The organism is Streptomyces sp. NPDC043861, from assembly GCF_056435905.1.
The window spans coordinates 479,927-506,398 of the sequence record NZ_JBWKDP010000004.1 but is presented as its reverse complement, the minus strand read 5'-3'; the positions used below and the strand labels follow the sequence as shown (position 1 = coordinate 506,398).

General features: G+C 69.6%; 22 protein-coding genes, 1 tRNA gene, 1 pseudogene and 1 riboswitch. Of the genes and pseudogenes, 8 read left to right on the top strand and 16 right to left on the bottom strand.

Annotated elements, in window-relative coordinates:
- Positions 1-227: 227 nt before the first annotated feature.
- Positions 228-1,067, bottom strand: a complete 840-nt coding sequence (locus AC068D_RS13100) for a MurR/RpiR family transcriptional regulator (RefSeq protein WP_478823046.1) — start codon at positions 1,065-1,067, stop codon at positions 228-230.
- A gap of 324 nt (positions 1,068-1,391) precedes the next feature.
- Here AC068D_RS13100 and AC068D_RS13095 point away from each other — a divergent pair.
- Positions 1,392-1,848 (top strand): annotated as a pseudogene (locus tag AC068D_RS13095) (hypothetical protein).
- A gap of 249 nt (positions 1,849-2,097) precedes the next feature.
- On the opposite strand, the gene AC068D_RS13090 reads toward AC068D_RS13095, so the two are convergent.
- Positions 2,098-3,489: a cystathionine beta-synthase gene (locus AC068D_RS13090; RefSeq protein ID WP_478823045.1), complete on the bottom strand. Its 1,392-nt coding sequence runs from the start codon at positions 3,487-3,489 to the stop codon at positions 2,098-2,100.
- A gap of 156 nt (positions 3,490-3,645) precedes the next feature.
- Here AC068D_RS13090 and AC068D_RS13085 point away from each other — a divergent pair, with 156 nt between their 5' ends.
- The 3 genes from AC068D_RS13085 to AC068D_RS13075 all read left to right on the top strand — a co-directional run bounded on the left by AC068D_RS13085 (position 3,646) and on the right by AC068D_RS13075 (position 7,186).
- The gene (locus AC068D_RS13085; RefSeq protein ID WP_478823145.1) at positions 3,646-4,656 is read left to right on the top strand and encodes an SGNH/GDSL hydrolase family protein; all 1,011 of its coding nucleotides are present in this window, start codon (positions 3,646-3,648) and stop codon (positions 4,654-4,656) included.
- Between the two features lie 179 nt (positions 4,657-4,835).
- Positions 4,836-6,056: an acetyl-CoA C-acetyltransferase gene (locus tag AC068D_RS13080; protein WP_478823044.1), complete on the top strand. Its 1,221-nt coding sequence runs from the start codon at positions 4,836-4,838 to the stop codon at positions 6,054-6,056.
- Between the two features lie 302 nt (positions 6,057-6,358).
- Positions 6,359-7,186 (top strand): hypothetical protein, encoded by an 828-nt coding sequence (locus AC068D_RS13075; protein ID WP_478823144.1) that lies wholly within the window; start codon positions 6,359-6,361, stop codon positions 7,184-7,186.
- 12 nt (positions 7,187-7,198) lie between these two features.
- Here AC068D_RS13075 and AC068D_RS13070 read toward each other — a convergent pair whose 3' ends face one another.
- On the bottom strand, positions 7,199-7,528 hold the full coding sequence (locus AC068D_RS13070; protein ID WP_478823043.1) for a hypothetical protein: 330 nt from the start codon (positions 7,526-7,528) through the stop codon (positions 7,199-7,201).
- Between the two features lie 99 nt (positions 7,529-7,627).
- On the opposite strand from AC068D_RS13070, the gene AC068D_RS13065 reads away from it, so the two are divergent.
- Positions 7,628-7,858 carry a DUF4287 domain-containing protein gene (locus tag AC068D_RS13065; RefSeq protein ID WP_478823042.1) on the top strand — a complete coding sequence of 77 codons (231 nt, stop codon included), beginning with the start codon at positions 7,628-7,630 and terminating at the stop codon, positions 7,856-7,858.
- A gap of 105 nt (positions 7,859-7,963) precedes the next feature.
- On the opposite strand, the gene AC068D_RS13060 is transcribed toward AC068D_RS13065, so the two are convergent.
- Both AC068D_RS13060 and AC068D_RS13055 read right to left on the bottom strand, forming a co-directional pair.
- Positions 7,964-8,851, bottom strand: a complete 888-nt coding sequence (locus AC068D_RS13060) for a Bax inhibitor-1/YccA family protein (protein ID WP_478823041.1) — start codon at positions 8,849-8,851, stop codon at positions 7,964-7,966.
- A 563-nt stretch (positions 8,852-9,414) separates the two neighbouring features.
- Positions 9,415-9,496 (bottom strand) — tRNA-Leu (locus AC068D_RS13055).
- 398 nt (positions 9,497-9,894) lie between these two features.
- Between AC068D_RS13055 and AC068D_RS13050 the strand changes: the two genes are divergently transcribed.
- Together AC068D_RS13050 and AC068D_RS13045 are read left to right on the top strand one after the other, a co-directional pair.
- Positions 9,895-10,665, top strand: a complete 771-nt coding sequence (locus AC068D_RS13050; RefSeq protein WP_478823040.1) for an ABC transporter ATP-binding protein — start codon at positions 9,895-9,897, stop codon at positions 10,663-10,665.
- A gap of 52 nt (positions 10,666-10,717) precedes the next feature.
- Positions 10,718-13,249 (top strand): ABC transporter permease, encoded by a 2,532-nt coding sequence (locus AC068D_RS13045; RefSeq protein ID WP_478823039.1) that lies wholly within the window; start codon positions 10,718-10,720, stop codon positions 13,247-13,249.
- Positions 13,250-13,341: 92 nt separating this feature from the next.
- Here the strand turns inward: AC068D_RS13045 and AC068D_RS13040 are convergent, their stop codons facing one another.
- The 9 genes from AC068D_RS13040 to AC068D_RS13000 all read right to left on the bottom strand — a co-directional run bounded on the left by AC068D_RS13040 (position 13,342) and on the right by AC068D_RS13000 (position 23,923).
- Positions 13,342-14,676 (bottom strand): class I SAM-dependent methyltransferase, encoded by a 1,335-nt coding sequence (locus tag AC068D_RS13040; protein ID WP_478823038.1) that lies wholly within the window; start codon positions 14,674-14,676, stop codon positions 13,342-13,344.
- 202 nt (positions 14,677-14,878) lie between these two features.
- Positions 14,879-16,258 (bottom strand): NAD(P)/FAD-dependent oxidoreductase, encoded by a 1,380-nt coding sequence (locus AC068D_RS13035; protein WP_478823037.1) that lies wholly within the window; start codon positions 16,256-16,258, stop codon positions 14,879-14,881.
- Between the two features lie 392 nt (positions 16,259-16,650).
- The gene (locus AC068D_RS13030; RefSeq protein WP_478823036.1) at positions 16,651-17,565 is read right to left on the bottom strand and encodes a Ppx/GppA phosphatase family protein; all 915 of its coding nucleotides are present in this window, start codon (positions 17,563-17,565) and stop codon (positions 16,651-16,653) included.
- Between the two features lie 76 nt (positions 17,566-17,641).
- The gene (locus AC068D_RS13025) at positions 17,642-18,172 is read right to left on the bottom strand and encodes a DUF501 domain-containing protein (RefSeq protein ID WP_478823035.1); all 531 of its coding nucleotides are present in this window, start codon (positions 18,170-18,172) and stop codon (positions 17,642-17,644) included.
- A gap of 37 nt (positions 18,173-18,209) precedes the next feature.
- Positions 18,210-18,683 carry an FtsB family cell division protein gene (locus AC068D_RS13020; protein WP_478823034.1) on the bottom strand — a complete coding sequence of 158 codons (474 nt, stop codon included), beginning with the start codon at positions 18,681-18,683 and terminating at the stop codon, positions 18,210-18,212.
- A gap of 80 nt (positions 18,684-18,763) precedes the next feature.
- A complete protein-coding gene (gene eno / locus AC068D_RS13015) occupies positions 18,764-20,050 on the bottom strand; it encodes a phosphopyruvate hydratase (RefSeq protein ID WP_478823033.1) in 1,287 nt (428 codons plus the stop codon).
- A gap of 361 nt (positions 20,051-20,411) precedes the next feature.
- Positions 20,412-21,080 (bottom strand): transglycosylase family protein, encoded by a 669-nt coding sequence (locus AC068D_RS13010; RefSeq protein ID WP_478823032.1) that lies wholly within the window; start codon positions 21,078-21,080, stop codon positions 20,412-20,414.
- Between the two features lie 4 nt (positions 21,081-21,084).
- A riboswitch (cyclic di-AMP (ydaO/yuaA leader) is annotated at positions 21,085-21,283 on the bottom strand.
- A gap of 258 nt (positions 21,284-21,541) precedes the next feature.
- A complete protein-coding gene (locus AC068D_RS13005) occupies positions 21,542-22,537 on the bottom strand; it encodes a transglycosylase family protein (protein ID WP_478823031.1) in 996 nt (331 codons plus the stop codon).
- 129 nt (positions 22,538-22,666) lie between these two features.
- Positions 22,667-23,923 (bottom strand): cytochrome P450 family protein, encoded by a 1,257-nt coding sequence (locus tag AC068D_RS13000; protein WP_478823030.1) that lies wholly within the window; start codon positions 23,921-23,923, stop codon positions 22,667-22,669.
- A 97-nt stretch (positions 23,924-24,020) separates the two neighbouring features.
- Here AC068D_RS13000 and AC068D_RS12995 point away from each other — a divergent pair, with 97 nt between their 5' ends.
- Entirely contained in the window at positions 24,021-24,662 is a 642-nt protein-coding gene (locus AC068D_RS12995; protein ID WP_478823029.1) for a Uma2 family endonuclease, read from the top strand.
- Between the two features lie 13 nt (positions 24,663-24,675).
- On the opposite strand, the gene AC068D_RS12990 is transcribed toward AC068D_RS12995, so the two are convergent.
- Entirely contained in the window at positions 24,676-25,659 is a 984-nt protein-coding gene (locus tag AC068D_RS12990) for a nucleoside triphosphate pyrophosphohydrolase (protein ID WP_478823028.1), read from the bottom strand.
- Between the two features lie 30 nt (positions 25,660-25,689).
- Positions 25,690-26,343 (bottom strand): SurA N-terminal domain-containing protein, encoded by a 654-nt coding sequence (locus AC068D_RS12985; protein ID WP_478823027.1) that lies wholly within the window; start codon positions 26,341-26,343, stop codon positions 25,690-25,692.
- Positions 26,344-26,472 lie beyond the last annotated feature (129 nt).

Below are 26,472 nucleotides of genomic sequence, written 5' to 3'. Positions count from 1 at the left end.
CGGCTCGCGACGCCCTGCACGGTACCTCGCTGCGTTGTCGCATCACCCGAGTACATCCAGTACGAGGGCGATACTCCGCCTTGCGATGCACCGCACCGGACGCCGCGAGCTTCCCGGCAAACCTATCCGGTCACAGCACTAGGCCTCTCTACGAGGTCGATCCAGCGCCTTGCGATCCACCGCACCGGACGCCGCTCCTTGACGGGCAGACCTTGCCTGATGCGGCACTAGTCCACGAACAGACCCCGGTCCGCGGCCCGTGCGTCGAACTCCTCGAGCCGTGCCTGAGCGTCCGGCAGGCCGTCGCACATCGCCTCCAGCAGCACCCGCCCCAGCAGCATCGGTGCACAGGCCGTGTCGAAGGCGAGACCGGTGCCGACCGCGGCCGGGATCAGCAGATCGCTGTGGGCGGCGACCGGGGCGAAGGCCGAGTCCGCAACCGTGACGACGGTCAGTCCGACCGAGCGGGCGTACGCCAGCGCGTCCACGACCTCCTTCGGATGCCGCGGCAGGGCGAAGCACATCAGCGCGCTCGCTCCGGCGCGCCGGGCGGTGTCGATCCGGTCGGCGAGCATCGTGCCTCCCTCGTCGAGGAGGCGTACGTCCGGGTGCACCTTGGACGCGAAGTAGGCGAAACCGCGGGCCTGGGAGGACGCGGCGCGCAGTCCGAGGACCGGGAGCGGGCGGGAGGTCGCGAGGAGCCTGCCGGCCCGTTCGACGGGTGCCGGATCGGCGAGTATCTCGGCGAGGTGCCTCAGATTCTCGATCTCGGCGTGGACGGCCTGCTGGTACTCGTTGAAGGCGTCCTTGTCCGTGACCGGTTCGGCGGGCGCGACCTCGCGCAGATGGCGGCGCAGCGCCGGGTAGCCGTCGAAGCCGAGGGCGACGGCGAAGCGGGTGACGGAGGGCTGGCTGACCCCTGCGAGCTCGGCCAGTTCGACGCTGGACAGGAACGCCACGTCCCCGGCGCGGCGCACCATGCAGTGGGCGATACGGCGCTGGGTGGGCGTGAGCCGGTGCCCCTCGAAGAGATGCTGCAGTCGTGCGGCAGGACTGGTCTCACTCATGCCGTCCCCCATCTTCGGTGCGCCGACCCGTCCATTCAGTTCCCAGGAACTCTGCATGAGTGTATGCAGACCTGGTGCAGACCTGCAGCCGGCTTCCGGCATCCGAAACGCGACCGACGAGATCCGGCCCGGAGATCCGGCCCACGAGCCCTGCCCTCGGGCTGTCCGGACCATCGTTCCGCAGGAAGCAGGCCGCCGGTTGCCCCCTGCCGGAGCTTCGACCACGCGACGCAGTTGCCCTGTGCATGCACGACGCCGAAGGAAGAAAGGAAGAGGGGGCCGGCCCCACCGACACGGCGGCCCCGGCTCCCTGCCGTGGGCGCCATGGATTCCCGCGAGCACGAGCTCACCGAGGAACCCGACGCCACCCTCCGCGCCCGGCGGGAGCTGGGGACGGAGTACGAGCGCTGATCGACTCCTTCCTGGAGAAGGTGGAGCAGCGCATGGACGCCACCGTTGATCGCCGGGTACGCCGTCATCTGGCCGAGCAACAGATGGCCGCCGCCCGTGGCGGCCGGCGCGGTGGGCCGGTGGACGGCGCCCTGGAGAACTTCGGGGAGCGGTTCGCTCCGGCATCGTCACGATGGTCCTCGCGGTGCCGCTCTCGGCGATCGGCGCGGCGAACGCAGACCTGGAGGGCCTGCTGGTCACCTGGGCGGGCATCGTCGGCGTCCATGCGATCCATGCCTTCCGCGACCGCATGCGCTTCGGCCGTCACTGTGGCTCGGACCAGGACGTCCGACGGTCGGTCCGGGGCCGGCGGCCGGAACGCAGGAGCTGACGTCACGTCGGCCGGGTTTCGCAAAAGTGGTACGAGCGCGACACGTTGACGCAGCACACGCTTAACACGCGTCCGGCACATTGGTGGTTGTCGGCGTCAAGGACCTCCGGAGCGGCTCCCGGACCTCCATGGACGCCGGGGCGCGAAGCCGGCCCTGACCTGGCCCGCGCCCCCCGCGGGGACCGCCGTCGTCCCGCCCCCCGGTCACCGGGGGTGCGGCGGTCCCCGCGTATCGACCTTTGCGCAGCGTTACTTGCTGTCGCCGCCGCGGGCCAGGAAGGACAGCAGGTCCTGCCTGCTGACGACACCGGTGGGCTTGCCCTCCACCAGCACGATCGCCGCGTCCGCGACGCCGAGCACGGACATCAGGTCGCCGACCGGCTCACCGGAACCGACCTGCGGCAACGGCGGGCTCATGTGCTTCTCGAGCGGGTCGTTCAGCGACGCCCGCTGCGTGAACAGCGCGTCGAGCAGCTCGCGCTCCACGACCGAGCCGATGACCTCGGCGGCCATGACGTCCGGGTGTCCGGCGCCCGGCTTCACGATCGGCATCTGCGAGACGCCGTACTCGCGCAGGACGTCGATGGCCTGGCCGACCGTCTCCTCGGGGTGCATGTGCACCAGGGACGGCAGCCCGCCCTCCTTGTGCTGCAGCACCTCGCTGACCCGCGGCTCGTCGCCGGCCTGCTCCAGGAAGCCGTAGTCGTTCATCCACTCGTCGTTGAAGATCTTCGACAGATAGCCGCGCCCGCTGTCCGGGAGCAGCACGACCACGACGTCGTCCGGGCCCAGTCCCTCGGCCACACGCAGCGCCGCGACGACCGCCATACCGCAGGAGCCGCCGACCAGCAGGCCCTCCTCCTTGGCGAGGCGGCGCGTCATCTGGAAGGCGTCCTTGTCGGAGACCGCAACGATCTCGTCGGTGACGTTCGGGTCGTAGGCGGTCGGCCAGAAGTCCTCACCGACACCCTCGATCAGGTACGGGCGGCCGGAGCCGCCCGAGTACACGGAACCCTCCGGGTCGGCGCCGACGATCCGGACCTTCCCGTCGCTGATCTCCTTCAGATAGCGCCCGGTACCGGAAATCGTGCCGCCGGTGCCGACGCCCGCGACGAAATGGGTGATCTTCCCCTCAGTCTGTTCCCACAGTTCGGGACCGGTGGTCTCGTAGTGCGAGCGCGGGTTGTTGGGGTTGGAGTACTGGTCGGGCTTCCAGGCACCCGGCGTCTCCTGCACCAGCCGGTCGGAGACGTTGTAGTACGAATCCGGGTGCTCGGGGTCGACCGCGGTCGGGCAGACGACGACCTCGGCTCCATAGGCACGCAGCACATTGATCTTGTCCGTGGACACCTTGTCCGGGCAGACGAAGATGCACTTGTAGCCCTTCTGCTGGGCCACGATGGCAAGGCCGACACCGGTATTACCGCTGGTCGGCTCGACGATGGTGCCGCCCGGCTTGAGCTCACCGCTCTGCTCGGCGGCCTCGATCATGCGCAGGGCGATGCGGTCCTTCACCGAACCGCCCGGGTTGAAGTATTCGACCTTGGCGAGAACCGTCGCCTGAATGCCCGCCGTCACGCTGTTGAGCTTCACCAGCGGGGTATTGCCAACCAGACTGATCATCGAGTCGTGGAATTGCACCGTAAGTCTCCGGGATCTCCGTAGTGGTTCCGCCAGCGTATGCGCACCGGAGCGAGATTGGGCGACGGGCGATACGGGGCAGTTAGGTCTTGGACGACAGCACTTGTACGGAAGCACCACATCGCGGAGGTGGCGGGGACTGTGTCGAGGGCGAGGGTGGCGCGGCGGATCGCAGCGGGCGCGGCGTACGGCGGCGGCGGAATCGGCCTGCTCGGAGCCGCGGCAGTGGGTCTGGTGCTGGCGGAGGTACAGCTGGCCAAACGGTCCGTGCGGGGCGGTACCGCCCCGCTCCCACCCCGCCCCGACGGGCTGTACGGAACGGCGTACGGCCCGTCGGAACCGCTGCGGCTCGTTCTCCTGGGCGACTCGACCGCGGTCGGTCAGGGCGTGCGCCGGGCCGGACAGACCCCTGGGGCGCTGCTGGCCTCCGGGTTCGCGGCGGTGGCCGAGCGGCCGGTGGAGCTGCGGATCGTGGCGGAGCCCGGGGCCAGGTCGGACGACCTGGAGCGCCAGGTCGGGCTGGCGCTGCTGGACCCGGGGCGCGCCCCCGACGTGTGCGTGATCATGATCGGCGCGAACGACGTCACCCATCGGATGCCGCCGACGCAGTCGGTGCGCCATCTGTCGGCCGCCGTACGGCGGCTGCGTACGACGGGTGCGGAGGTGGTGGTGGGCACCTGCCCGGATCTCGGCACCATCGAGCCGGTGTACCAGCCGCTGCGCTGGCTGGCACGCAGGGTCTCGCGGCAGCTCGCTGCTGCGCAGACCATCGTCGTGGTGGAGCAGGGCGGCCGCACGGTTTCGCTCGGCGATCTGCTGGGCCCGGAGTTCGCGGCGAACCCGCGCGAGCTCTTCGGCCCCGACAACTACCACCCCTCCGCCGAGGGCTATGCGACGGCGGCGATGGCGGTGCTGCCGACCCTCTGCGCGGTGCTCGGGCTGTGGCCGGAGACCGACCGCCTGGACGCCGGCCGCCACGAGGGCATGCTTCCGGTCGCCAAGGCGGCTGCGGAGGCGGCGAGCGAGGCGGGTACCGAGGTCACGGGCGTCCGTGCCCCCTGGGCCCTCCTCAAGCACCGCAGGCGCCGGCGGCTGCCGACCTCCGTCCCCACGAAGCTCGAGACCCCCACGGAAGCACGGCCGGCGGAGGTGCACGGCCCGGAGTGAACGGGAAGGGGCCGGGCAGGCGGCGGCCCCTCACGGCCGGCGTATCCCGTCCCCGCTCCGTAAGCGAGCGCTTAGAAAAGAGGCCCGCATCACATGGCCCTCACCGTGACCTGCGCGATACGTGCGGGTAATTTCCCAGGGAGTTCTCCCTGACAGCCGCACTCCCCTCTGGAGCCGTGATGCCCGAAGCCGTGATCGTCTCTGCTGCCCGCTCACCCATCGGCCGGGCCTTCAAGGGCTCGCTGAAGGACCTGCGGCCGGACGACCTGACCGCGACCATCATCCAGGCCGCGCTCGCCAAGATCCCCGAGCTCGACCCGAGGGACATCGACGACCTGATGCTCGGCTGCGGCCTCCCCGGCGGCGAGCAGGGCCACAACCTGGGCCGCATCGTCGCCGTGCAGATGGGCATGGACCACCTCCCCGGCTGCACGATCACCCGCTACTGCTCGTCCTCCCTGCAGACCTCCCGCATGGCGCTGCACGCCATCAAGGCCGGCGAGGGCGACGTCTTCATCTCGGCCGGTGTCGAGACGGTGTCGCGCTCCGTGAAGGGCACCTCCGACGGTCTGCCCGACACCCACAACCCGCTGTTCGCCGAGGCCGAGGCCCGCACCGCGGCCGTCGCCGCGAGCGAAGGCGCGACCTGGCACGACCCGCGCGAGGACGGACTGGTCCCGGACGCGTACATCTCCATGGGCCAGACCGCCGAGAACCTGGCCAGGCTCAAGGGCGTCACCCGCCAGGACATGGACGAGTTCGGCGTGCGGTCCCAGAACCTCGCCGAGGAAGCCATCAAGAACGGCTTCTGGGAGCGCGAGATCACCCCGGTGACCCTCCCGGACGGCACGGTCGTCAGCAAGGACGACGGCCCGCGCGCCGGCGTCACCCTGGAGGGCGTCCAGGGCCTGAAGCCGGTCTTCCGCCCCGACGGCCTGGTGACGGCGGCCAACTGCTGTCCGCTCAATGACGGCGCCGCCGCACTGGTGATCATGTCCGACACCAAGGCGCGGGAACTGGGCCTGACCCCGCTGGCCCGGATCGTTTCCACCGGTGTCTCCGGCCTCTCCCCCGAGATCATGGGTTACGGCCCGGTCGAGGCGTCCAAGCAGGCGCTGAAGCGAGCCGGTCTGACCATCGGCGACATCGACCTGGTCGAGATCAACGAGGCCTTCGCGGCCCAGGTCATCCCGTCCTACCGGGACCTGGACATCCCGCTGGACAAGCTCAACGTCAACGGCGGCGCCATTGCCGTCGGCCACCCCTTCGGCATGACCGGCGCCCGGATCACCGGCACGCTGATCAACAGCCTGCAGTTCCACGACAAGCAGTTCGGCCTGGAGACCATGTGCGTCGGTGGCGGCCAGGGCATGGCCATGGTGATCGAGCGCCTCAGCTGACGCCTCGCCCGGGTCGCTGACCTGCCCGATCGAACGGGACCCCGTCCCTCCGAAAGGGCTTTCTCAACCCCGCCGCGTCCCAGCCGTGACCTAATCTCCCCCAGGATGTGACCTATCTCCTGGGGGAGACGCGTCTGGCCAGGTCAGAGCCACTGCGGCACTAAACATCAAGGCAAAGTTCCTGTCCATTTCGTGACGTAATGCACTGACACCAGGCATGGGCTCACGCCAAGCTGATGTAGTAAGTCGGGGAATCCATTGAAACCGGGAGTACGTCAGTGAGCGCCATGTACCTCGCCCTCATGCTGACCGCGGCCACCGCCACGGCCGTGGGCGCCGCTGCCCTGCACGCCGCTCACGGGCTGCGCAAGCAGGTCACGGCCCTGCGAACGGAACTGGCTGCCGTGAACAGCACCGGCAGCGGCCGGCTCGTCGCCGCCGTGCCGCAGGCCCGCACCGCCCCTGCCGACGAGATACGCGCGGCGGTCGCCGAGGCGCTCGCCGAGGAGCGCGAGCGCGAGCTGGCCGAGGCGCGCGCCTTCTGGGCCGCGCAGGAGGCCCGTGACGCCGCAGACGCCCCGACCCTGCTCGGCGGGGCAGGCGGCCTCGGCGAGGACATCACCCCGCTCTTCATCCCGCGCCAGGCCGACTTCGCCGGGCTCGAGGCGATGGACCTGGAGGCGGTCGAGGCGCTCGACGCACTCGCCGAGCTGCCCGAGTACAGCGAGCCGTCGACCGAGTTCGCCGAGGACTCCCCGGAACTGGCCGCGGCGCGCCGCAGGCACCCCTCGCACCCCGACTTCGTCCCCGTCCAGACACCCGTGGTCACCGACCACGAACGCACCGTTTCCCGGCTGGAACACCTCGCCGAGACCGCGACGGCCCTCTCGGACGTCCGCCCCGGCCCGCTCGGCACCCTCGATGTGTACGTCTTCGCCGACGGCACGACCCTCTGCATGACCCCCGGTCACCGCGAGACGGCGGAGCGTCTCGCCGATGCGCTGCGGAGCGGCGAGACGCCGGTCCTGCTCGGAGGGTCGGGCGTATCCGGCGCCTACGCCCTGACCTTCTCCTGCGGCTCCGGCGAGAACGTGTACATCCTCGCGGACCGCGTCATCGCGTCGCTCTAGCGTCCCCCGCCACTACAGCATCGCCCTCAGGCGCACCCCCGCCTCCTCCACGAACACCACCGCCTCGCCCAGGTCCTCCGGCGAGGCCGTTGTCGTGCGCATGGACTCGGCCAAATCCGTCCCCGCCACGACAAGTTGGTCGGCGACCACGAAAATGCCCGATTCGGGCATGATCCTCGGCTTCTCGCCCGGGGCTTCGAGGCGCTGCGCCCGCAGCGCCAACTCCCTTGCCAGCTCCAGCCCTTCGGCTGCCGCGCCGCGCTGCAGCCGGCTCTGCGGGGCGGCTCGCAGCCGGTCGGCGATCCGCTCCACCGCGGCGGTCAGAGGTGTCGTATCAAGCACTCCGCGACCCTATGCGCCGGTGCGGGACTGTTGCCAATACGCGAACACTCGGGCACGGTGGCGTGAAGGACCACACGCGCAGAGCGTCCGGAGGCGCCGATGTCCCAAGTCTTCTCCGAAGAGACCCACCGCAATCTGCTCTCCCGCATCCCTCACTGCACCGGTCGCGAAGTGGCCGACTGGTTGCGAACCGTCGAAGACGGCCCCTCCCTCTTCCGCTTCGAGGAGAAGGTCAGCTGGCTCCGGAGCGAACACAATCTCGCCTACGGACATGCGAAAGCGATCATCCACGAGTACGACCTGAGGCGCGCCGCGCGCAAGCTGCGCTAGCTCCGCCGGCCAGGACGTAGTCGGTCACGACAACGAGAAGGGCCCGCCCGGCGCTTGCCGGACGGGCCCTTCGTAGGTCAGCGGCCTACGGGTTGCTCACCCGCGTCAGTCGTCGCCCTGCAGGATCGACAGCAGACGCAGCATCTCCAGGTAGATCCACACCAGGGTCATGGTGAGGCCGAAGGCCGCCAGCCAGGACTCCTCGCGCGGAGCGCCGTAGGTGATGCCGTCCTCGACCTGCTTGAAGTCCAGGGCGAGGAAGCAGGCGCCGAGGATGATGCCGATGACACCGAACAGGATGCCGAGGCCACCGCTGCGGAAGCCGAGACCGTCACCGCCGCCGAAGACGGCGAACAGCAGGTTGACCGCCATCAGCAGCAGGAAGCCCATCGCTGCGGCCATGACGAAGCCGTAGAAACGGCGGGTGACACGGATCCAGCGCATCTTGTACGCGATCAGCACGCCGGCGAAGACCGCCATCGTGCCGAGCACGGCCTGGGCGACCACACCGTTCGCGATGTACGTGGACACCGCGCTGGAGATCACGCCGAGGAAGACGCCCTCGAACGCGGCGTAGGCCAGGATCAGCGCGGGCGATGCCTTGCGCTTGAAGGACTGGACCATCGCCAGCACGAACGCCACCAGCGCGGCGCCGATGGCGATCCCGTACGACTTGCCGAGGTTCGCCTCGTCGACGGGCAGCAGCACCCACGACAGGATGGCGGTGAGCACGACCGTGCCGAGCGTCATGGCAGTGCGCGCCACGACGTCGTCGATCGTCATCACATTGCTGCGGGCCGGCGCCTGCGGCGGGGCACCCAGCTGGGCGTCCGCGGGCGCGTAGGGGTTGGTGGCGTACGGATTGCCGGTGCCCTGGGCGTACGGGTTGGTTCCGGCGACGGGGCCCCCGGCCTGCGGCGCGGCGTTGAAGCCCGCGTGGCCGTTGTCGCGGCTGAACCCCCGTCGCGAGAAGACCGGGTTGCTGCTCCTCATCTCACTCCTCCATGGCCACACTGCGCGGCCTTGGCACAAGAGTAATGCGAGGGCAAAGACCTGGGCCTAGTGCTGAAGGAGGATCTTTCCTGGATCGTGACGAGACGGTCACCCCCCGAGGTGCCCCCGGACGGTCCGGGCCGTCCCGCGAGCAGGCCGGGTGACCTCGGCTCCGTCCGCCTCGGCGGCTCCCGCGCACACCCGCGGGCCGAAGGTCCGGTCCCGGCCGGACCGGGGTGCGCGACCCGGCACCTCCGTCCTCCGTTCGGGGTCCTTCCGATCGCCCGTCCGCGCGGCCGTTCGGTCGGACCGACGCCGGCGTCCGGGCGCCCGGGCAGTCGTCGGGCAGACGGGGATTTGACCGGGGGCGGCGGAGTCGTTCCGGTGTGCGGCAGCAGCGCCGGCGTGCCCGGAGTCGACGCACATGCGAACATCCGCCCACACTGCGAACGGCCGGGGCAACGGGGACGGCAGTGCTCTTCACGGGACATCAGGGGTGGCAGCCGACAGCCGCGCAGGCGTTCAAGGATTCAACGATTCCCGTGTGCCGGGGCCGCTCCATGTGCCCGGAGCCGGACTTGAACCGGCACGGCCCGAAGGCCAGCGAGGTTTAAGCTCGCCGTGTCTGCATTCCACCATCCGGGCGTGGCGCGCGGCTTCGCGTCGGCACACGAGCCTATCCGTGCGGACCCCCCGAACAGCGGGGCAGCCAACCGATGTTGTCTTATTTTATTGACGTCTGAGTGTGCGTCAGAGTGCCCCGTGAGCAGTCCCTACCTGCCTGCGGCCCGGCCCACCCCCGCCCGGCCTCACGTCCGGGAATGACGGAAAGTCGCCGTCCGTGTGCGCAGCAGAGTGGTGCGCGGCCCGCTCAGGACATCCCCCGGAGGAACCAGGGGATCCCGTCATACCAAAGGAGGACGGGCGCACCCGCCGTCAGACCCAAGGCGGCCCCGGGAACGGGCACCGGGACGGACGATCCGGCGGCCTGCGGCCAGCACGATGGGGTGGTCCTCGAAGAACACCTCGACAGGAGCCGTCTCGTGACCACCACTCCGACCGCCTACCGCGCCACTGCGGTGGCCGCCCGCGCCATGGATCTGTCCAAGGTCTACGGACAGGGTGAGACCCAGGTGGTCGCGCTCGACCGCGTCACCGTGGACTTCCGGCAAGGGGAATTCACCGCGATCATGGGGCCGTCCGGCTCCGGCAAGTCCACGCTGATGCACTGCGTCGCCGGTCTGGACAGCTTCAGCTCCGGGTCCGCGCGGATCGGTGAGACCGAGCTCGGCTCGCTCAAGGACAAGCAGCTCACTCAGCTGCGCCGGGACAAGATCGGGTTCATCTTCCAGGCGTTCAACCTGCTGCCGACGCTGACGGCACTGGAGAACATCACCCTGCCCATGGACATCGCCGGCCGTAAGCCGGACAAGCAGTGGCTGCAGCAGGTGATCGACCTCATCGGGTTGTCCGGGCGGCTCAGCCACCGTCCCGCCCAGCTCTCCGGCGGTCAGCAGCAGCGCGTCGCCGTCGCCCGCGCCCTCGCCTCGCGGCCCGAGATCATCTTCGGTGACGAGCCCACCGGAAACCTCGACTCGCGCTCCGGCGCGGAGGTGCTCGGCTTCCTGCGCAACTCGGTACGGGAGCTCGGGCAGACCGTCGTCATGGTGACGCACGACCCGGTGGCGGCGTCGTACGCGGACCGCGTCATCTTCCTCGCGGACGGCCGCATCGTGGACGAGATGCTCGCCCCGACCGCCGACGGCGTGCTCGACCGGATGAAGGCGTTCGACGCCAAGGGCCGGACCAGCTGATCCGCAGACCGACCCAAGACTTCCGGCCCTCTCCTCAGGACTGACACACACCATGTTCCGTACCGCCTTGCGCAATGTGCTCGCGCACAAGGCCAGGCTGTTGATGACCGTGCTCGCCGTCATGCTCGGCGTCGCATTCGTCTCCGGCACCCTGGTCTTCGCCGACACGCTTTCCAACGCCTTCCGCAACCAGTCGGCGAAGAGCTACGACAACGTCGCCGTCGCCGTCACCTCGTACGCCGACGAGAACGATGCCGAGCAGGAGCCCGGCATCTCCCAGAAGACCCTCGACAAGATCGGCGAGCTCGACGGCGTAGCCGCCGTCCACGGCCGCGTCGACGGATTCGCGGGCGTCGCCGACCCCGACGGCAAGCTGATCGGCGTCGGCTGGTCCAACAAGGGCTCCAACTTCGCCCCCGGCAAGGACGGCAAGGACGCCGCGTACACCTTCACCGACGGCTCGGGCCCGGTGAAGGACGATCAGATCGCCCTGGACAAGGAATCCGCCACCAAGGGCAAGTACCAGGTCGGTGACCAGGTCAGGGTGGCAACCAACGGGCCGGTGAAGGAATACGTCCTCAGCGGCATCTTCACCACCGACGACGGCGCCGTGAACGCCGGCGGCAGCCTCGTCCTCTTCGACACCAAGGTCGCCCAGAAGCAGTACCTCGAGCCGGGCTACTACGGGGGCGTCACCGTCACCGCCGCGCCCGGAGCCGACGACTCGAAGATCCTGGACGCGGTCAAGCCGCTGCTGCCGGACACCGCCCAGGCCCAGACCGGCCAGGCGCTCGCCGACAAGCAGGCGGAGGACATCGAGGAAGGGCTGGGCGCCCTCAAGAAGATCCTCCTCGGCTTCGCGGCCATCGCGCTCTTCGTCGGCATCTTCCTGATCTCCAACACCTTCACGATGCTGGTCGCCCAGCGCACGAAGGAGATCGCGCTGATGCGGGCCGTCGGTGCCTCCCGCAAGCAGATCACCCGCTCGGTGCTCTCCGAGGCCGCCGTGGTCGGCCTGGTCGCCTCGGTCGTCGGTTTCGTCCTCGGTATGGGGCTGGCGATGGGGCTGCGGTCGGGCATGGCCGCATTCGAGATGAAGATGCCGGCCGGTCCCCTCGTCGTCTCGGCGACGCCGGTGATCGCCGCGCTCTCCGTCGGTGTGCTGATCACGATGCTCGCCGCCTGGCTGCCCGGCCGCCGGGCCGCGAAGATCCCGCCGGTGGCGGCGATGAACAGCGTCCACGCGGTGGCCACCACCAAGTCGCTGGTGCTGCGCAACTCCATCGGTTCGGTCCTCAGCGCGCTGGGCGCGGTCGGCATCGTGTGGGGCGCATCGGCCGGCGGCGACACCGGCCAGATGCTGATCGCCGCAGGCGCGTTCTTCGCCCTGATCGGCGTGATAGTCCTGATCCCGCTGCTGTCCCGGCCCGTCATCGCGCTCGTACGGCCCCTGCTCGTCGGTACCTTCGGAGTGTCCGGCAAGCTGGCCGGCCAGAACGCGGTCCGCAATCCGCGCCGTACCGGCGCCACCGCCTCGGCGCTGGCGATCGGTCTGACGCTGGTGACCGGCCTCTCGGTGCTCGGTGTCACGGTCGGCACGGCCATCAACAAGATGACCACGGACAACATCAAGGCCGACTACATGGTCACGATGGCGAACGACGGGTACCTGGACCAGTCCGCGCTGACCGCGCTGGCGAAGGCCCCGGGCGTCTCCGCGGTCTCGCCGCAGCAGTCCGCCTACTTCGAGGTCAAGGGCGACTTCGCGTCGGCCTCGGCGGTCACGCCGGGCGACATCGAGAAGGTCCTGAACGTCGAGGTGGTCAGCGGCAGCCTCGACTCGCTCGCCAAGGGACGGATCGCGGTCGCCGAGGAGACATCCAGGAGCAAGGGCTGGAAGGTCGGCGACAGCCTCCCCGTCACCTTCAACGACAAGAAGAAGGGGAACCTGACGGTCGGCGCGGTCTTCAAGGACAGCGAATTCCTCTCCCCGGTCCTCGTGGACACCAAGGTGGTGAACCCGCACGAGGCGAAGCCCTACATCCCTCAGATCTTCGTGAAGATGGACGGCGGTGAGTCCTCGGCGAACGAGAAGGCCCTGATCGACGCGCTCGGCGCCAACCCCGCGATCGCGGTGATGGACCAGCAGGACATCCGTGACGAGTTCGGCGGCATCATCAACACGATGCTGAACATCATGTACGGCCTGCTGGCGATGGCCCTGATCATCGCCGTGCTGGGTGTGGTCAACACGCTCGCGATGTCGGTCTTCGAACGGCAGCAGGAGATCGGCATGCTGCGGGCGATCGGCCTGGACCGCCGCCGGGTGAAGCGGATGGTCCGGCTCGAAGCCGTGGTCATCTCGCTCTTCGGCGCGGTGGTCGGCATCGGTCTCGGCTCGTTCCTCGGCTGGGCGATCGGCGAGACCATCGACGACAAGATCCCGGGCTACGCCCTGGTCCTGCCCTGGGACCGGATCGGTCTGTTCATCGTGCTCGCCGCGCTCGTCGGCGTCCTGGCCTCACTGTGGCCGGCCCGCAGCGCCGCGAAGCTGAACATGCTGAACGCCATCAAGGCCGAGTAGGAGCGGCGGCGACGGCACGAGAGAGGGGCGGGGAACCCGTAAGGGGGTTCCCCGCCCCTCTCGTACGAACGGGAGGAACGGGAACGGACGGATCAGCGCCGCCCGCGCTCGTTCCAGTCGCGTGTCCGCAGGGGCAGACCGGAATCACCCTCCGACGGGGTCTTCACCGCCAGGATCTGGTTGACGCCGATCCGGTTCCGCTCGAACGACACGGCGGACGCGGCCATGTACAGCCGCCAGACCCGCGCGCGGCCCGGTGACGTGCGCCGTACCGCGTCCTGCCACGCGGACTCCAGATTGGCCACCCAGGCCCGCAGGGTGCAGGCGTAGTGCTCGCGGATCGACTCGACGTCCCGGGCCTCGAAGCCGGCCTCCTCCAGGATCGACAGGGTCGTGCCGACGGGCGCCAGCTCCCCGTCGGGGAAGACGTAGGCGTCGATGAAGTCGTTCACACGGTAGTCCGCTTCGTCCTTCTCCGGACGGCGGGCGATCTGGTGGTTGAGCAGCCGTCCGCCGGGCTTCAGAAGCCCGTACAGCGCATCGGCGTACTCCCGGTAGCGGGCGGAGCCGACGTGCTCTGCCATGCCGATCGACGAAATCGCGTCGTAGGGGCCGTCCTTGACGTCCCGGTAGTCCTGGACCCTGACCTCGATGCGGTCGGTCAGCCCCTCCTCGGCGATGCGCTTGCGGGTGTACGCGGCCTGCTCGCGCGAGAGCGTGACACCGGTGACCCGGGCGCCGTACTCCCTGGCCGCGTGGATCGCCATCGAGCCCCAGCCGCAGCCCACGTCCAGCAGCCGGTCGCCTTCCTTCAGGGCCAGCTTGCGGCAGATCAGGTCGAGCTTGTCGCGCTGGGCTTCCTCCAGGGTTCCGCCGCCCTCCCAGTAGGCGCACGAATAGACCATGGAGGGGCCGAGCACCAGCTCGTAGAAGTCGTTGCCGACGTCGTAGTGGTGACTGATCGCCTGCCGGTCCCGAACCCTGGTGTGCAGTGGTCCGTGGCGTCTGCGGACCTCCTCGGCGGGTGGAGGCAGCGGCAGCCACGCCCTCGGGCCGATCAGTTGGACCAGGTCCCCGGCGGCGGAGCGCAGCTCCGGGTCGAGCAGTGACCGGGCCCGTCGGGCGGCTCTGCCTCCCGTGCCGCCGGGCCCGGGGTCCGGGCGGGCCCAGAGCAGCCCGGCGAGCCGGTCGAGTGCCTCGTAAAGATCACCCTCGACGTCGATCTCCCCGGCCACCCAGCTGCGGGCCAGACCGAGTTGACCGGGCTTCCAGAGCAGCCTGCGCAGGGCGCGCCGGTGCCGGATGACGAGGACGGGGGCATCGGGAGGTCCTGCTTCGCTTCCGTCCCAGGCGCGGATACGGACCGGGGGCGGCGCCCCCAGCAGGGTCTCGGTGAGAGTGGTGAGCCGCGAAGCGGCATCGGCCATGGCGCACACCTCCGTGATGACGGTTTCCGGAAATGCCCAACACCACGTAAACACCGTCGGCGTACCCGCGCAGTCCCCTGAGCGTAAATGGACGGCAAAATGGGAGTCTTCACCCCCTTGTGCCATGAACGGGTACGCCGAAGGGGCCGTCCGCACCACGGATGGCGGACGGCCCCTTCCGGAACCTCTGACCGTCAGGCGGTCAGGAAGCCTTGGCCTTCTCCGGCGCGGCCTTGGCCGCGGTCGGGGCCGGCTTGGCGGCCTCGTAGAACTCCTCGCGCGGCGACTCGATCGCACCGAGCGAGACGACCTCGCGCTTGAGGAACATCGCGAGCGTCCAGTCGGCGAAGACACGGATCTTGCGGTTCCAGGTCGGCATCGCCATGCCGTGGTAGCCACGGTGCATGTACCAGGCGAGGCGGCCCTTGAGCTTGATCTTGACCTTGCCCATGACGATCATCGCGACGCCCTTGTGCAGGCCGAGACCGGCGACCGCACCCTTGTTGGCGTGGCTGTACTCCTTCTGCGGGAAGCCCCGCATCCCGGAGATGACGTTGTCGCCGAGGACCTTCGCCTGACGCAGCGCGTGCTGGGCGTTCGGGGGGCACCAGGCGTTCTCGACACCGGCCTTGCGGGAGGCCATGTCCGGCACCTGGGCGTTGTCGCCCGCGGCCCAGATGTAGTCGGTGCCCTGGACCTGGAGGGTCGCCTGGGTGTCCACGTGGCCGCGCGGGCCGAGCGGCAGGCCGTAGCGGGTGAGCGCCGGGTTCGGCTTCACACCTGCGGTCCACACGATGGTGTTGGAGTCGACCTCGAGGCCGTTCTTCAGCACCACGTGGCCGTCCACGCAGGAGTCCATCGAGGTGTTGAGGTAGATCTCGATGCCCCGGCCTTCGAGGTGCTCCTTGCCGTACTTGCCGAGCTTCGGGCCGACCTCGGGAAGGATCTTGTCGGCGGCGTCGACGAGGACGAAGCGCATGTCCTCGCGCTTGATGCTCTTGTAGTACTTGACCGCGTCGCGGGCCAGGTCCTCGACCTCGCCTATGGTCTCGGCACCGGCGAAGCCACCGCCGACGAAGACGAAGGTCAGCGCCTTGCGGCGGACCTCCTCGTCGGTCGTCGAGTCGGCCTTGTCGAGCTGCTCGAGGACGTGGTTGCGCAGACCGATGGCCTCTTCGATGCCCTTCATGCCGATGCCCTGCTCGGCGAGGCCGGGTATCGGGAAGGTCCGGGAGACCGCGCCGAGCGCGACCACCAGGTAGTCGAAGGGCAGCTCGTAGGCCTCGCCCACGAGCGGCGCGACCGTGGCGACCTTGCGGTCCTGGTCGATGGTGGTGACCCGGCCGGTGAGTACCTCGGCCTTGGGCAGCACGCGTCGCAGCGGGACGACGACATGCCGCGGCGAGATGCTGCCGGCGGCGGCTTCGGGGAGGAAGGGCTGATAGGTCATGTACGACCGCGGGTCGACGACCGTGACGGTCGCCTCCCCGTACCGCATCTTCTTCAGAATGCGACGAGCTGCGTACAGGCCTACGTACCCACCGCCTACTACGAGGATCCTGGGACGCTCCGTGGTGCTCATGCCATCGAGTATCCACCCCCCCAGGTGGGGTCGCTCGTGAGCCCCTTCACAAGCACTTGCCGACCCTCTGCTACACTCCGCCGCCCGCGTGACCGAGGTCATGAGGGGTGCAGGGAACCACGGCGCTTCGGGGAACGTTGCAAGGGCCTTCTGAGCTGGCCCCACTCCCCTATCCGGAAGGTGAACCAGCGCCCTCCTTCATACGCGCGCAACGCGGCAGGGGACCTGCATACCACGGACGGGCGGGCCTGGCCGGGCACAAAAAGAGGCCCGGAGGGCCGTCGAGGGGCACTTTCGACGGTCGACCGGGCCCTTTTCCTTGTGAAGAACTTCACGAAGTTTCTTGCGACGGCCCGCCCCGAAGGCCGGAGCGGGCACTCGTCAGGCCCTCGTCAGGCCACCGACCAAGCGATTCCGTCCAGAATGTCGTGTTCGCTGACCACGACCTCCTCGACACCCGTGCGCTCCATGATTTCGCTCAGGACCAGCGCTCCGGCGGCGATCACATCCACCCGGCCGGGGTGGATCACGGGGTTCGCAACGCGCTCCTCGTGGGTGGAGGAAAGCAGTCCGCGGGTCACGTCGGCGACCTGCTCGCGGGAGATCCGGGCGTGGTGGATCACGGTGGAGTCGTACTCCTCCAGGCCCAGCGCGATCGCGGCGACCGTGGTCACCGAACCGGCCAGCCCGACGAGCGTCTGCGCTTCCCGGATCGGCACCGTCTCCTCGGCCAGGTCCAGTGCAGCCGCGATGTCGGCGCGGATGGCGGCGACCTCGTCCGGCGTCGGCGGGTCGTTGCGGATGTGCCGCTCGGTGAGCCGTACACAGCCGATGTCGACGGAACGGGCGGCCTCGACGTGCGCGTGGCCGACGACGAACTCGGTGGAGCCGCCGCCGATGTCCACGACGAGTCGTTCCTCGTGGCCCGGGAGTTCCTTGGTGGCGCCGGTGAAGGAGAACTCGGCCTCCTGGTCACCGGTGATCACCTCGGGTTCCACGCCCAGGATGGCGTGCACACCCTGCACGAACTCGTCGCGGTTCTCGGCGTCGCGCGACGCCGACGTCGCCACGAAGCGGACCTTGCGGGCGCCGTACTCCTCGATCGCCTCGGCGTACGCGCGGCAGGCGGCGAAGGTGCGCTCCAGCGCCTCGGGGGCGAGGCGGCCGGTGCGGTCCACGCCCTGGCCGAGGCGGACGATGGTCATCCGGCGGTCCAGCTCGGTGAGTTCGCCGTCGGCAGGGTTCGCATCGGCGATGAGCAGGCGGATGGAATTGGTACCGCAGTCGACGGCGGCGACGCGGGTCATGCGGGCTCCTTGGAGATCGAGCCCCTCCGGCGGTCCGGGAACGGGTCCGGGGAACTGAGGGGCGGGTGAGGGATGGTCAGGCCTCGGACGGTGAGCAGGGGGTCACACAGGGCCCCTTCGCCCACCACTCCGGCAGCATCGCGATCGCCTCGTCGCCGAGCGGGTTCACACCCGGTCCCGCCGCCAGGGAGTGACCGACCAGGACGTGGAGGCACTTCACACGGTCCGGCATACCGCCCGCGCTCGGAAAGCCCTTCAGCTCCTCGATCTCGTCGCGCCGCGCGATGTAGTCCTCGTGCGCCGCACGGTACGCGGCTGCCAGCTCGGGGTCGGTCCCGAGGCGCTCGGTCATGTCCTTCATGACACCGTTCGCCTCCAGCGTGCCGATCGCCGAAGCCGCGCGCGGGCAGGTCAGGTAGTAGAGCGTCGGGAACGGCGTGCCGTCATCCAGCCGCGGGGCCGTCTCGACCACGTCCGGGTTGCCGCAGGGGCAGCGGTGGGCGATCGCGCGCAGACCGCGCGGAGGGCGGCCGAGCTGCTCCTGGAACGCGGCGATGTCCGCCTCGGTCGGCGGCGTGTGCTCGGTCGTCGGAGGGGGCGTTTCCATGGGTATGTCTGTCTCTTCGTTCGTTTTCGTGGCTTCGCTAGCGGCCCGCGTCGGCATGGTCGACGCCGTCCCACACGTTCGAGTACCAGGGGCGGCCGACGCCGCCTTCCTCGGTGCGGGGCTGCTCACCGGTCTTCGGTCCGTTCATGGTGTAACCGGTCTCGCCCGGCAGGACCATGTGCAGATGCTCGCGGGCCAGCCGCATGATGTAGGCGTCGTCCTGGAGGCGCGCCTTCTCGTCACGGAGTCGCTCGACGCGCTCACGGGCCGCGTCGGCGAGCCGCTTCTGCTCGGCGATGTCGTTGCGCTGCGACACGTACTGACGCATCGGGTACGCAAGCGCGACGATCATCGAGCACACCACCAGCGCGAGGAACGCCGCCCGTCCGGTGAGCCTGGAGCGGCGGGCCTGGCGGCGCGTCTGCGAGCGGTAGACGCGGGCGGCCGTCTGCTCGCCGAGCAGCCGCAGCCTGGTCGCGGTGGAGAACCGGTCGCGGTCCTTGCCGGCCATGGTCCCGCCTCCCCTTTATTACGCGCGTACGTCCCCGCACACGGTACGGGACCGGGTGCGGGGACGTACGGAAGCGGGTGTCAGCCCTTGAAGCGCGGGAACGCGCTGCGGCCCGCGTACACCGCCGCGTCGTCGAGGATCTCCTCGATGCGCAGCAGCTGGTTGTACTTGGCGACGCGCTCGGAGCGGGCCGGGGCACCGGTCTTGATCTGGCCGCAGTTGGTGGCGACGGCCAGGTCGGCGATGGTGACGTCCTCGGTCTCGCCGGAGCGGTGGGACATCATGCACTTGAAGCCACTGCGCTGGGCCAGCTCGACGGCGTCCAGGGTCTCCGTCAGGGAACCGATCTGGTTGACCTTGACGAGCAGGGCGTTGGCGGCGCCGTCCTCGATACCGCGGGCGAGACGCTCCGGGTTGGTGACGAACAGGTCGTCGCCGACCAGCTGCACCTTGGCGCCGAGCTTGTCGGTGATGACCTTCCAGCCGGCCCAGTCGTCCTCGAACAGCGGGTCCTCGATGGAGACGAGCGGGTACGCGGAGACGAGCTCCCCGTAGTACTCGGTCATCTCGGCGGCGGAGCGCTCCTTGCCCTCGAAGAGGTACTTGCCGTCCTTGTAGAACTCGGAGGCGGCCACGTCGAGCGCGAGGGCGATGTCCTTGCCCGGCGCGTAACCGGCCTGCTTGATGGCCTCGAGGATCAGGTCGAGGGCCTCGCGGTTGGAGTCCAGGTTCGGGGCGAAGCCGCCCTCGTCGCCGAGGCCGGTGGACAGGCCGCGCTCCTTCAGGACCTTCTTGAGCGTGTGGTACACCTCGGTGCCCCAGCGGAGCGCCTCGGAGAAGGACTCCGCACCGATCGGCGCGATCATGAACTCCTGGATGTCCACGTTGGAGTCGGCGTGCGAGCCGCCGTTCAGGATGTTCATCATCGGCACCGGCAGCAGGTGCGCGTTCGGGCCGCCCAGGTAGCGGAAGAGCGGGAGGTCGGAGGCCTCGGAAGCGGCGTGGGCGACGGCCAGGGAGACACCGAGGATGGCGTTGGCACCGAGGGACGCCTTGTTGTCGGTGGCGTCCAGATCGAACATCGCCTGGTCGATCAGACGCTGCTCGGTGGCGTCGTAACCGACGAGCTCCGGGCCGATCTGCTCGATGACGGCGAGGACGGCCTTCTCGACGCCCTTGCCCTGGTAGCGGTTCTGGTCTCCGTCACGGAGCTCAATGGCCTCGAACGCACCGGTGGAGGCACCGGAGGGAACGGCAGCACGGCCGGTGCTGCCGTCGTCGAGGCCAACCTCGACCTCGACCGTGGGGTTGCCTCGGGAGTCCAGGATTTCCCGGGCTACGACGACGTCGATGGACGGCACGAGCATCTCCTTCTGGGATGTGACGCTAAGAGTGACGCAAGCGGAGCAGGGTCAGCGCAGGGTCGCCCTGGCCTTGCGACATGAGCCTAACCGGCTCCGGAGCCTCGGCCAGCCGGTGCCCGCCCCGTGGGACGAAAAAGGGAATGAAACAGACAGAAACCCCGGCCTGGGGGCGCCTCCCTTCCCCCGCAGGGCTGCGGGGGAACGTACGGGAAGGCGCGCCTGGCCGGGGAGAGCTGGGGGACGGGGTGCGTCGCCCGGTGGTCCGCCGGGTCCACCGGGCGACGGGATCCCCTGGGGACGACGGTGTCCCCTGATTCCGGGGCGGGGAGTCCCCGCTGTGCGGGGGCCCCGGAGCCTGGTGGGGTCAGCTCAGGTGGAGGAGCTGCCCGGGGTGGATGACATCGGCGTCGTCGATGATCTCCTTGTTCAGCTCGAAGAGCTTCTCCCAGCCGCCCTTGACCTTCTTCTCCTCAGCGATCTTGCTGAGGGTGTCGCCGGCCTTGACCTTGTACTCGCCGTCGCCCTTCTTGACCGGGGCGGCGGGGCGCTCGGAGCGGGTGGTCGGGACCTCGGCACGCTTCGGGGCGGGCGCCTTGGCCTTGGGCTTGGCGGGCTTCGGGGCGGGGGCCTCGGCGGCACCGCCGTCGAACGAGGCGTTGGACAGACCCACGCCGCAGTGCGGCCATGCACCCTTGCCCTGGCCGGCCAGGACCTTCTCGGCGATCTGGATCTGCTGGGCCTTGGAGGCCTGGTCGGCGGTGGAGGCGAACGCCGTGCCTCCGTACGCGGCCCAGGTGGAGGCCGAGAACTGCAGACCGCCGTAGTAGCCGTTGCCGGTGTTGATGGACCAGTTGCCACCGGACTCGCACTGGGCGACGGCGTCCCACTCGGAAGCGGTCGCGGCGGACGCGGTGCCGGAGGCCATGAGCGGCGCGGCGATGGCAGCACCGGTGACGCCCGCGAGTGCGGCGACGCGGGTGGTGCGGTGGAACGCGGTCGGACGGCGGTGCTTGCCCTTGCCGGAAAGCAGCATGGAGTCATCCCCTCACCGACGCCTGCGAGGTGAGCTGTCGGGTTCGGGCCGATGGGGTGTCCCCGGTTCCGTCAGGAACTCGGGAACGATTTGCCCGGCCGCGCGAGTTGCGCGCGGCTTCACCCCAAGCCGTGCCCTCCCTCATCGGGCGGGTACGGCACCTACCTTGGGTCCCCCGCTCCTGCCTACGGCGCATGACGCGACGACTGTTCCCCCCGACCGACGGCAGGATTCGGCGTGACGGTCGACGGGGCCCGCGATGGCGAGCGGTCAGACCGTAAACACACGTCTCCCCGATGTTCAAAGATGAACATCGGGGAGAAATCACCCATAACCACCAAGGACGGATGTCCGTTTTCGCAGGTGAGGGACGGGATGGCCCTACTTGGCAGGCATCCGGGGTCAGTTGACCGGAAGAGACTCATGTCTCACTTGCACAGAAGCGGACATAAGCACCCCAACTACTCCTTCAACTGACCCTCATCCAGGTTCAGATCGAGGCTCTGGCCAGGGAGGATGAGGTCGGCGTCGGATCCGACGACCTCCTCATTCGCCTCGTAGAGCGCGGGCCAGCCGCCCGGCACCTCGTTCGCGTCGGCGATCGCCGAGAGGTTGTCACCGGGGCGGACGGTGTACTCATCCGTCGCCTCGGCGGCATCTCGTGCCGATCCGTCACCTCGTGAGGCGTGGCGACCTGATTCACGCTCATTGCCCGAATTGCCCGCCTCGTCCTCCTCGGGGGCCGGGGCGCCACGATGCTTCCCGGAACCGTTGTCCGCGTCGGCGTCCGTGTCGGTGTCGCTGCTCACATCCTCGGCGGGGCCGGTGGACCCGGACGCACTCGGCTCGTCCTCCACTCCCCCGGCCGGCTCCGCGGCCTCGGGCGACGTCGTGGAGTCGCCGGAGGGCTCCCCGGACGGCTGCGGCGACTCGGGCGCGGCCGAGTCCGAAGGCTCCGTCGTGACGGCGTCCCTGCCGTCACCGAAGGAGGGCGGGTCCACTGTGTCGGTGTCGTCCTCGGAGCCGAGCGTGCTGCCCGTCGCGCCGGCGGTCGCACCCGGGTCGACATCGGCCTTGACCCCGCCGGTCGTCAGCCCGGTGATCGCGGCGCAGCTCGCCCACGCCGAGGGGCCCTTGGCGGCGAGTACCTTCTCCGCGACCGCGATCTGCTGCGAGCGGCTGGCGAGATCCGGGCGCGGGGCGTACGCCGTACCGCCGAATTCCTCCCAGTCCGCCTGGGAGAGCTGCAATCCGCCGTAGTAGCCGTTTCCGAGATCGGCACTCCACATACCGCCGCTCTCGCAGTCCGCGACCCGGTTCCAGGTGGCGGTGTCTGCGGCCGAAGCGGAACCCGCACCGAGCAGCGGGATCGCGATGGCCGATCCGGTCACCCCCGCAGCGACGATGAGGGCGGGAGCCTGACGGGGGCGGCGGTGCCGACCGTTCCCGGAGAGCATGCAGTGGCCTTTCGTGCGACGACGCGGAACTGGAGGGTCCCGAGTTGACGGTGAACGTAGCCGCATTCGAACGCGAGTCACAAGTCGATGCAGCGGAGATCACGTGAAAGTCACAGTTCTGATGGAGCGTCAGAAACTCTGGGGTGTGAACTCAACGGGCAGAGTGCGCAATCCACGCATAATGAGCCCCCCACGCCACCGCAAATCGGAAGGATCCGTCGCAAGTCGCAAGTCGGGCAGACGGGTCAGCAGAGTCGCCAGTGCGGTCTGCCCCTCCAGCCTGGCGAGCGGTGCCCCGAGGCAGTAATGGATGCCGTGCCCGTACCCGAGGTGCTGGTTGTCCCGTCGGGAGAGGTCGAGCACATCCGGGTCGAGGAATCTGTCCGGGTCCCGGTCGGCCGCGGCGAGCACGACGAGGACGGGGTCGCCGACCGCGATGTCCTGCCCGCCGAGGGTCAGCGGTTCGGTGGCGAACCGCCAGGTGGCGAGCTCCACGGGCCCGTCGAAGCGGAGGAGTTCCTCGACGCCGGTGGCCAGCAGAGCGGTCTCCCCGGCGGCGATGGACGCCTGGAGGCGCGCGCGCTGCTCGGGGTGGCGCAGCAGTGCGTACACACCGTTGCCGATGAGGTTGACCGTCGTCTCGAAACCCGCGAAGAGAAGGATGAAGGCCATGGCCGCGGCCTCGTTCTCGGTCAGGTGCTCGCCATGGTCCGAGGCCTTGATGAGCCCCGAGATGAGGTCGTCACCGGCGTTCTCGCGCTTGCGGTGGATCAGCTCGGCGAGATAGCCCCGCATCTTCTTCACCGAGCGCGCCACTCCCCCGCGCGGCCCCCCTCCGTGACGGATCATCATCCCGGCCCAGTCCCGGAAGTCGTCCTGGTCCTCGCGCGGGACGCCGAGCATGTCGCAGATGGCGTAGATGGGGAGCGGGAACGCGAATTCATGGATGAGGTCGGCGCTCCCCCTGTCCGCGAAGCCGTCGATGAGCCGGTCCGTCAGCTCCTGCACGCGCGGGGCGAATTCGGCCACCCTGCGCGGGGTGAACGCCTTCGAGACCAGTCTGCGCAGCCGGGTGTGGTCGGGCGGGTCGATGTTCAGCAGATGCGTCATCAGCTCCGCCTTGCGCTCCCCCGGGATGCCCGTCTTCCCCTTCGCGTGCGCCGGCTCGTCGTGGTGTGCGGGATTCTTGCTGAGCCGCTGGTCCGCGAGTGCCTGTCGCGCATCGCCGTACCGGGTGACCAGCCAGGCCTCGACCCCGCTGGGGAGCCGGGTGCGGTGCACGGGGGCGTGCTCGCGGAGCCAGGCGTAGGCGGGGTAGGGATCGGTGGCGAACTCCCAGGTGAAGAGCTCGGGGGCGTCGGGGACGGCGGGCGGCTGGTCGTGCATGCGTCGACGGTAGCGCCCGGCCCGTCGGCCCACTCGTTCGGCGGACCTCTCCGCATTCCCCCTGGGTAGGCTGACCGTACGCGCCAGACTCCGTCGCATGGGAGCGCTGATGAGTGCCGCAGCCGAAGACCGGCGGGAAGAACCGGACGACCGGGAGGAGCCTTACGTGTTCCCGGTGCCGCCCGCCGGTGGGTGGACGGCGGACGACCTCGACCGGATCAAGGGTCTCCCGCCGCACACCGAGCTGATCGACGGGGGACTGTTCTTCGTGAGTCCGCAGACCTTCTTCCACATGGCCGCTCTGCGCCTGCTGGAGAACGCACTCGTACAGCAGGCACCGGACCATCTCTACGTCGTCCGCGAGATGACCACCAAGCTGGGCGAGCGGGACCGGCCGGAGCCCGATCTCATGGTGGTGCGTGAAGGTGCCCTCAGTGGGTCGGAGCAGACCTGGTACGCCCCGGCCGACATCCTGCTCGCCATCGAGATCGTCTCGGACGAATCGGTGCAGCGCGACCGCGAGCTGAAGCCCCGCAAGTACGCGGCGGCCGGCATCCGGCACTTCTGGCGGGTGGAGAAGGGCGACGGACTGCCCGTGGTGTACGTCTACGAGCTCGACCCCGCCACGAGCTCGTACGCCGTCACGGGCATCCACCACAACCGGCTCAAGGTGGACCTCCCGTATCCGATCGAGGTCGACCTCACCGCTGTCGACCGGCGGCGAGGTCCCCGGGAGTGACGCAGGCCCACCGTCAGGCCGTCGCCTCCGCCGCGCGGATCGCATCCCGGTAGGCACGGGCCGCGGCGCGCAGGGCGGCCTCCGGGTCGTGGCCGTCGGCTTCCGCCCGTACCGCCATGCCCAGCAGCTCGTAGCCGATGCCGTCACCGGGCGGCACCCGTACGTCGAGCCCTGCCGTCCGCACCCGTGAAGCCAGCTTCGCAGCCAGGGCGAGACCGGGCTGGCCGAGCGGGATGCCGTCCGTGACCGAGTCCCGCTGCTTCTCCACGGCCTTCGTGCGCAGCCAGTGCGCCTTGACGTCCTCGGGGGTCTCGGCGTGCTCGTCGCCGAAGACGTGCGGATGGCGGTGGATGAGCTTGTCGACGATCGTCCCTGCCACGTCGTCGATCGAGAACGGCTCGGCACCGTCCTCCTCGCCGCCCTCCTGCGCAATGCGTGCGTGGAAGACCACCTGCAGCAGTACGTCGCCGAGTTCCTCGCGCAGCTCGTCGCGGTCGCCGTCCTCGATCGCCTCGACCAGCTCGTAGGCCTCCTCGATGCCGTACTTGGCGAGGCCCTTGTGGGTCTGCTGCGAGGACCAGGGGCACTCACGGCGGATGCGGTCCATGACCTGGACGAGGTCGAGCAGGCGGGCGCCCGGCAGGTCGTACGAGCCGGGGAGCAGCTCCAGGTCGGGCATCTGCACGCGGCCGGAACCGGCCATGCGGGCCAGTCCGTCGGTGAGCGTCCGGTCGCCCTCGCCGGACGCGAGGACCACGACGGTGCGGCCGCCGGCACACCCGTCCACCAGCTCCTGCGCGGTCGGCGCGGCGGTCTCCACGCCGACGCCCGCCTCCTTCAGATAGGGCAACTGCGGGTGGCCGTCGTCCGCGCACAGCACCCGGTCGGCGGCGTGCAGCACCTGCCATGCCGGCCAGGACAGCAGTCCGGGCGCGACGCGGTGGCTGGCGGTGAGCAGGACGATGCGGCCGGGCTCGACGGGGGCTTCAGCGTTCACCCCTCGACCTTACGTCGGCCGTGCCGCCGGTCAGGCCCCGGCCTGAATCGCATCCGGCTCCTTGGTGACCTGGGTGATCCACGGGGCCTTGTAGTCGCCGAGCTGGATCTTCGTGTCGTCCCAGGCGCCGTAGCGCGGGTTCACATCGATGTCGAGAGCCTTCGACGCCGCGGTGAGCGCGGTGCCCACCTTCTGCTGACCCTGCGGGGTACCGAGGTCCGCGCCCAGCGCCTTGGCCAGCTCGGTCAGCAGCACCTCTTCGCGTACCGCCTGGTCGATCTGGCCCGGTGCCACCCCGCGCTGCTGCAGCAGCATCGCGGCGAGCTGTTCCTCGCCCCCCGACTGCTGGACCGCGGCCGCCCGGGCCTCCTGGACCTCCCTGCGTGAGACCGTGACCCCGGCCTCGTTCGCGGCCTTCTCCAGGATCCGGTCGAGGATCATGCTGTGCAGTTTGGCCCTGCCCAGCTGGCCCGTGTTCTTGATCAACTGCGCGGACTCGGGCGCCGCCTCCTGGGCCGTCCGCACGTCCTGCACCTGTGACTGGAGCGAGGCCACCTCGATCCGGTCCCCGCCGACGACGGCCGCGGCCCCGGGATGCGCCTCATTCCCGCAGGCGGCGAGCAGAGGGGTCGCTGCGACAAGCGCGGCGGAGAGAGCGAGCGCAGTGCGACGGCGGCGGTGCAAAGGGGCCTCCCGGTGGGGTGGGTTTGTGCGGCAGTGCACAAAGTCCTTGCGGTGATCGATGGTAGGCAGTCGGCGTGGCCCAGGCCACTACTTCGGGGCCACTGATTCGGTCAACGATTCGGGAGGGGG

Bases quoted from the DNA above. Each gene is read 5' to 3' on its own strand.
- AC068D_RS13025 (WP_478823035.1), bottom strand. From the start codon at position 18,172: ATGGAAACGCCCCCTCCGACGACCGAGCACACGCCGCCGACCGAGGCG.
- AC068D_RS13065 (WP_478823042.1), top strand. From the start codon at position 7,628: ATGTCCCAAGTCTTCTCCGAAGAGACCCACCGCAATCTGCTCTCCCGC.
- AC068D_RS13005 (WP_478823031.1), bottom strand. From the start codon at position 22,537: ATGCTCTCCGGGAACGGTCGGCACCGCCGCCCCCGTCAGGCTCCCGCC.
- AC068D_RS13030 (WP_478823036.1), bottom strand. From the start codon at position 17,565: ATGACCCGCGTCGCCGCCGTCGACTGCGGTACCAATTCCATCCGCCTG.
- AC068D_RS13080 (WP_478823044.1), top strand. From the start codon at position 4,836: ATGCCCGAAGCCGTGATCGTCTCTGCTGCCCGCTCACCCATCGGCCGG.
- AC068D_RS13010 (WP_478823032.1), bottom strand. From the start codon at position 21,080: ATGCTGCTTTCCGGCAAGGGCAAGCACCGCCGTCCGACCGCGTTCCAC.
- AC068D_RS13075 (WP_478823144.1), top strand. From the start codon at position 6,359: ATGCTGACCGCGGCCACCGCCACGGCCGTGGGCGCCGCTGCCCTGCAC.
- AC068D_RS13040 (WP_478823038.1), bottom strand. From the start codon at position 14,676: ATGGCCGATGCCGCTTCGCGGCTCACCACTCTCACCGAGACCCTGCTG.
- eno (WP_478823033.1), bottom strand. From the start codon at position 20,050: ATGCTCGTGCCGTCCATCGACGTCGTCGTAGCCCGGGAAATCCTGGAC.
- AC068D_RS13100 (WP_478823046.1), bottom strand. From the start codon at position 1,067: ATGAGTGAGACCAGTCCTGCCGCACGACTGCAGCATCTCTTCGAGGGG.
- AC068D_RS13000 (WP_478823030.1), bottom strand. From the start codon at position 23,923: ATGCACGACCAGCCGCCCGCCGTCCCCGACGCCCCCGAGCTCTTCACC.
- AC068D_RS12995 (WP_478823029.1), top strand. From the start codon at position 24,021: ATGGGAGCGCTGATGAGTGCCGCAGCCGAAGACCGGCGGGAAGAACCG.
- AC068D_RS13020 (WP_478823034.1), bottom strand. From the start codon at position 18,683: ATGGCCGGCAAGGACCGCGACCGGTTCTCCACCGCGACCAGGCTGCGG.
- AC068D_RS13045 (WP_478823039.1), top strand. From the start codon at position 10,718: ATGTTCCGTACCGCCTTGCGCAATGTGCTCGCGCACAAGGCCAGGCTG.
- AC068D_RS13060 (WP_478823041.1), bottom strand. From the start codon at position 8,851: ATGAGGAGCAGCAACCCGGTCTTCTCGCGACGGGGGTTCAGCCGCGAC.
- AC068D_RS13035 (WP_478823037.1), bottom strand. From the start codon at position 16,258: ATGAGCACCACGGAGCGTCCCAGGATCCTCGTAGTAGGCGGTGGGTAC.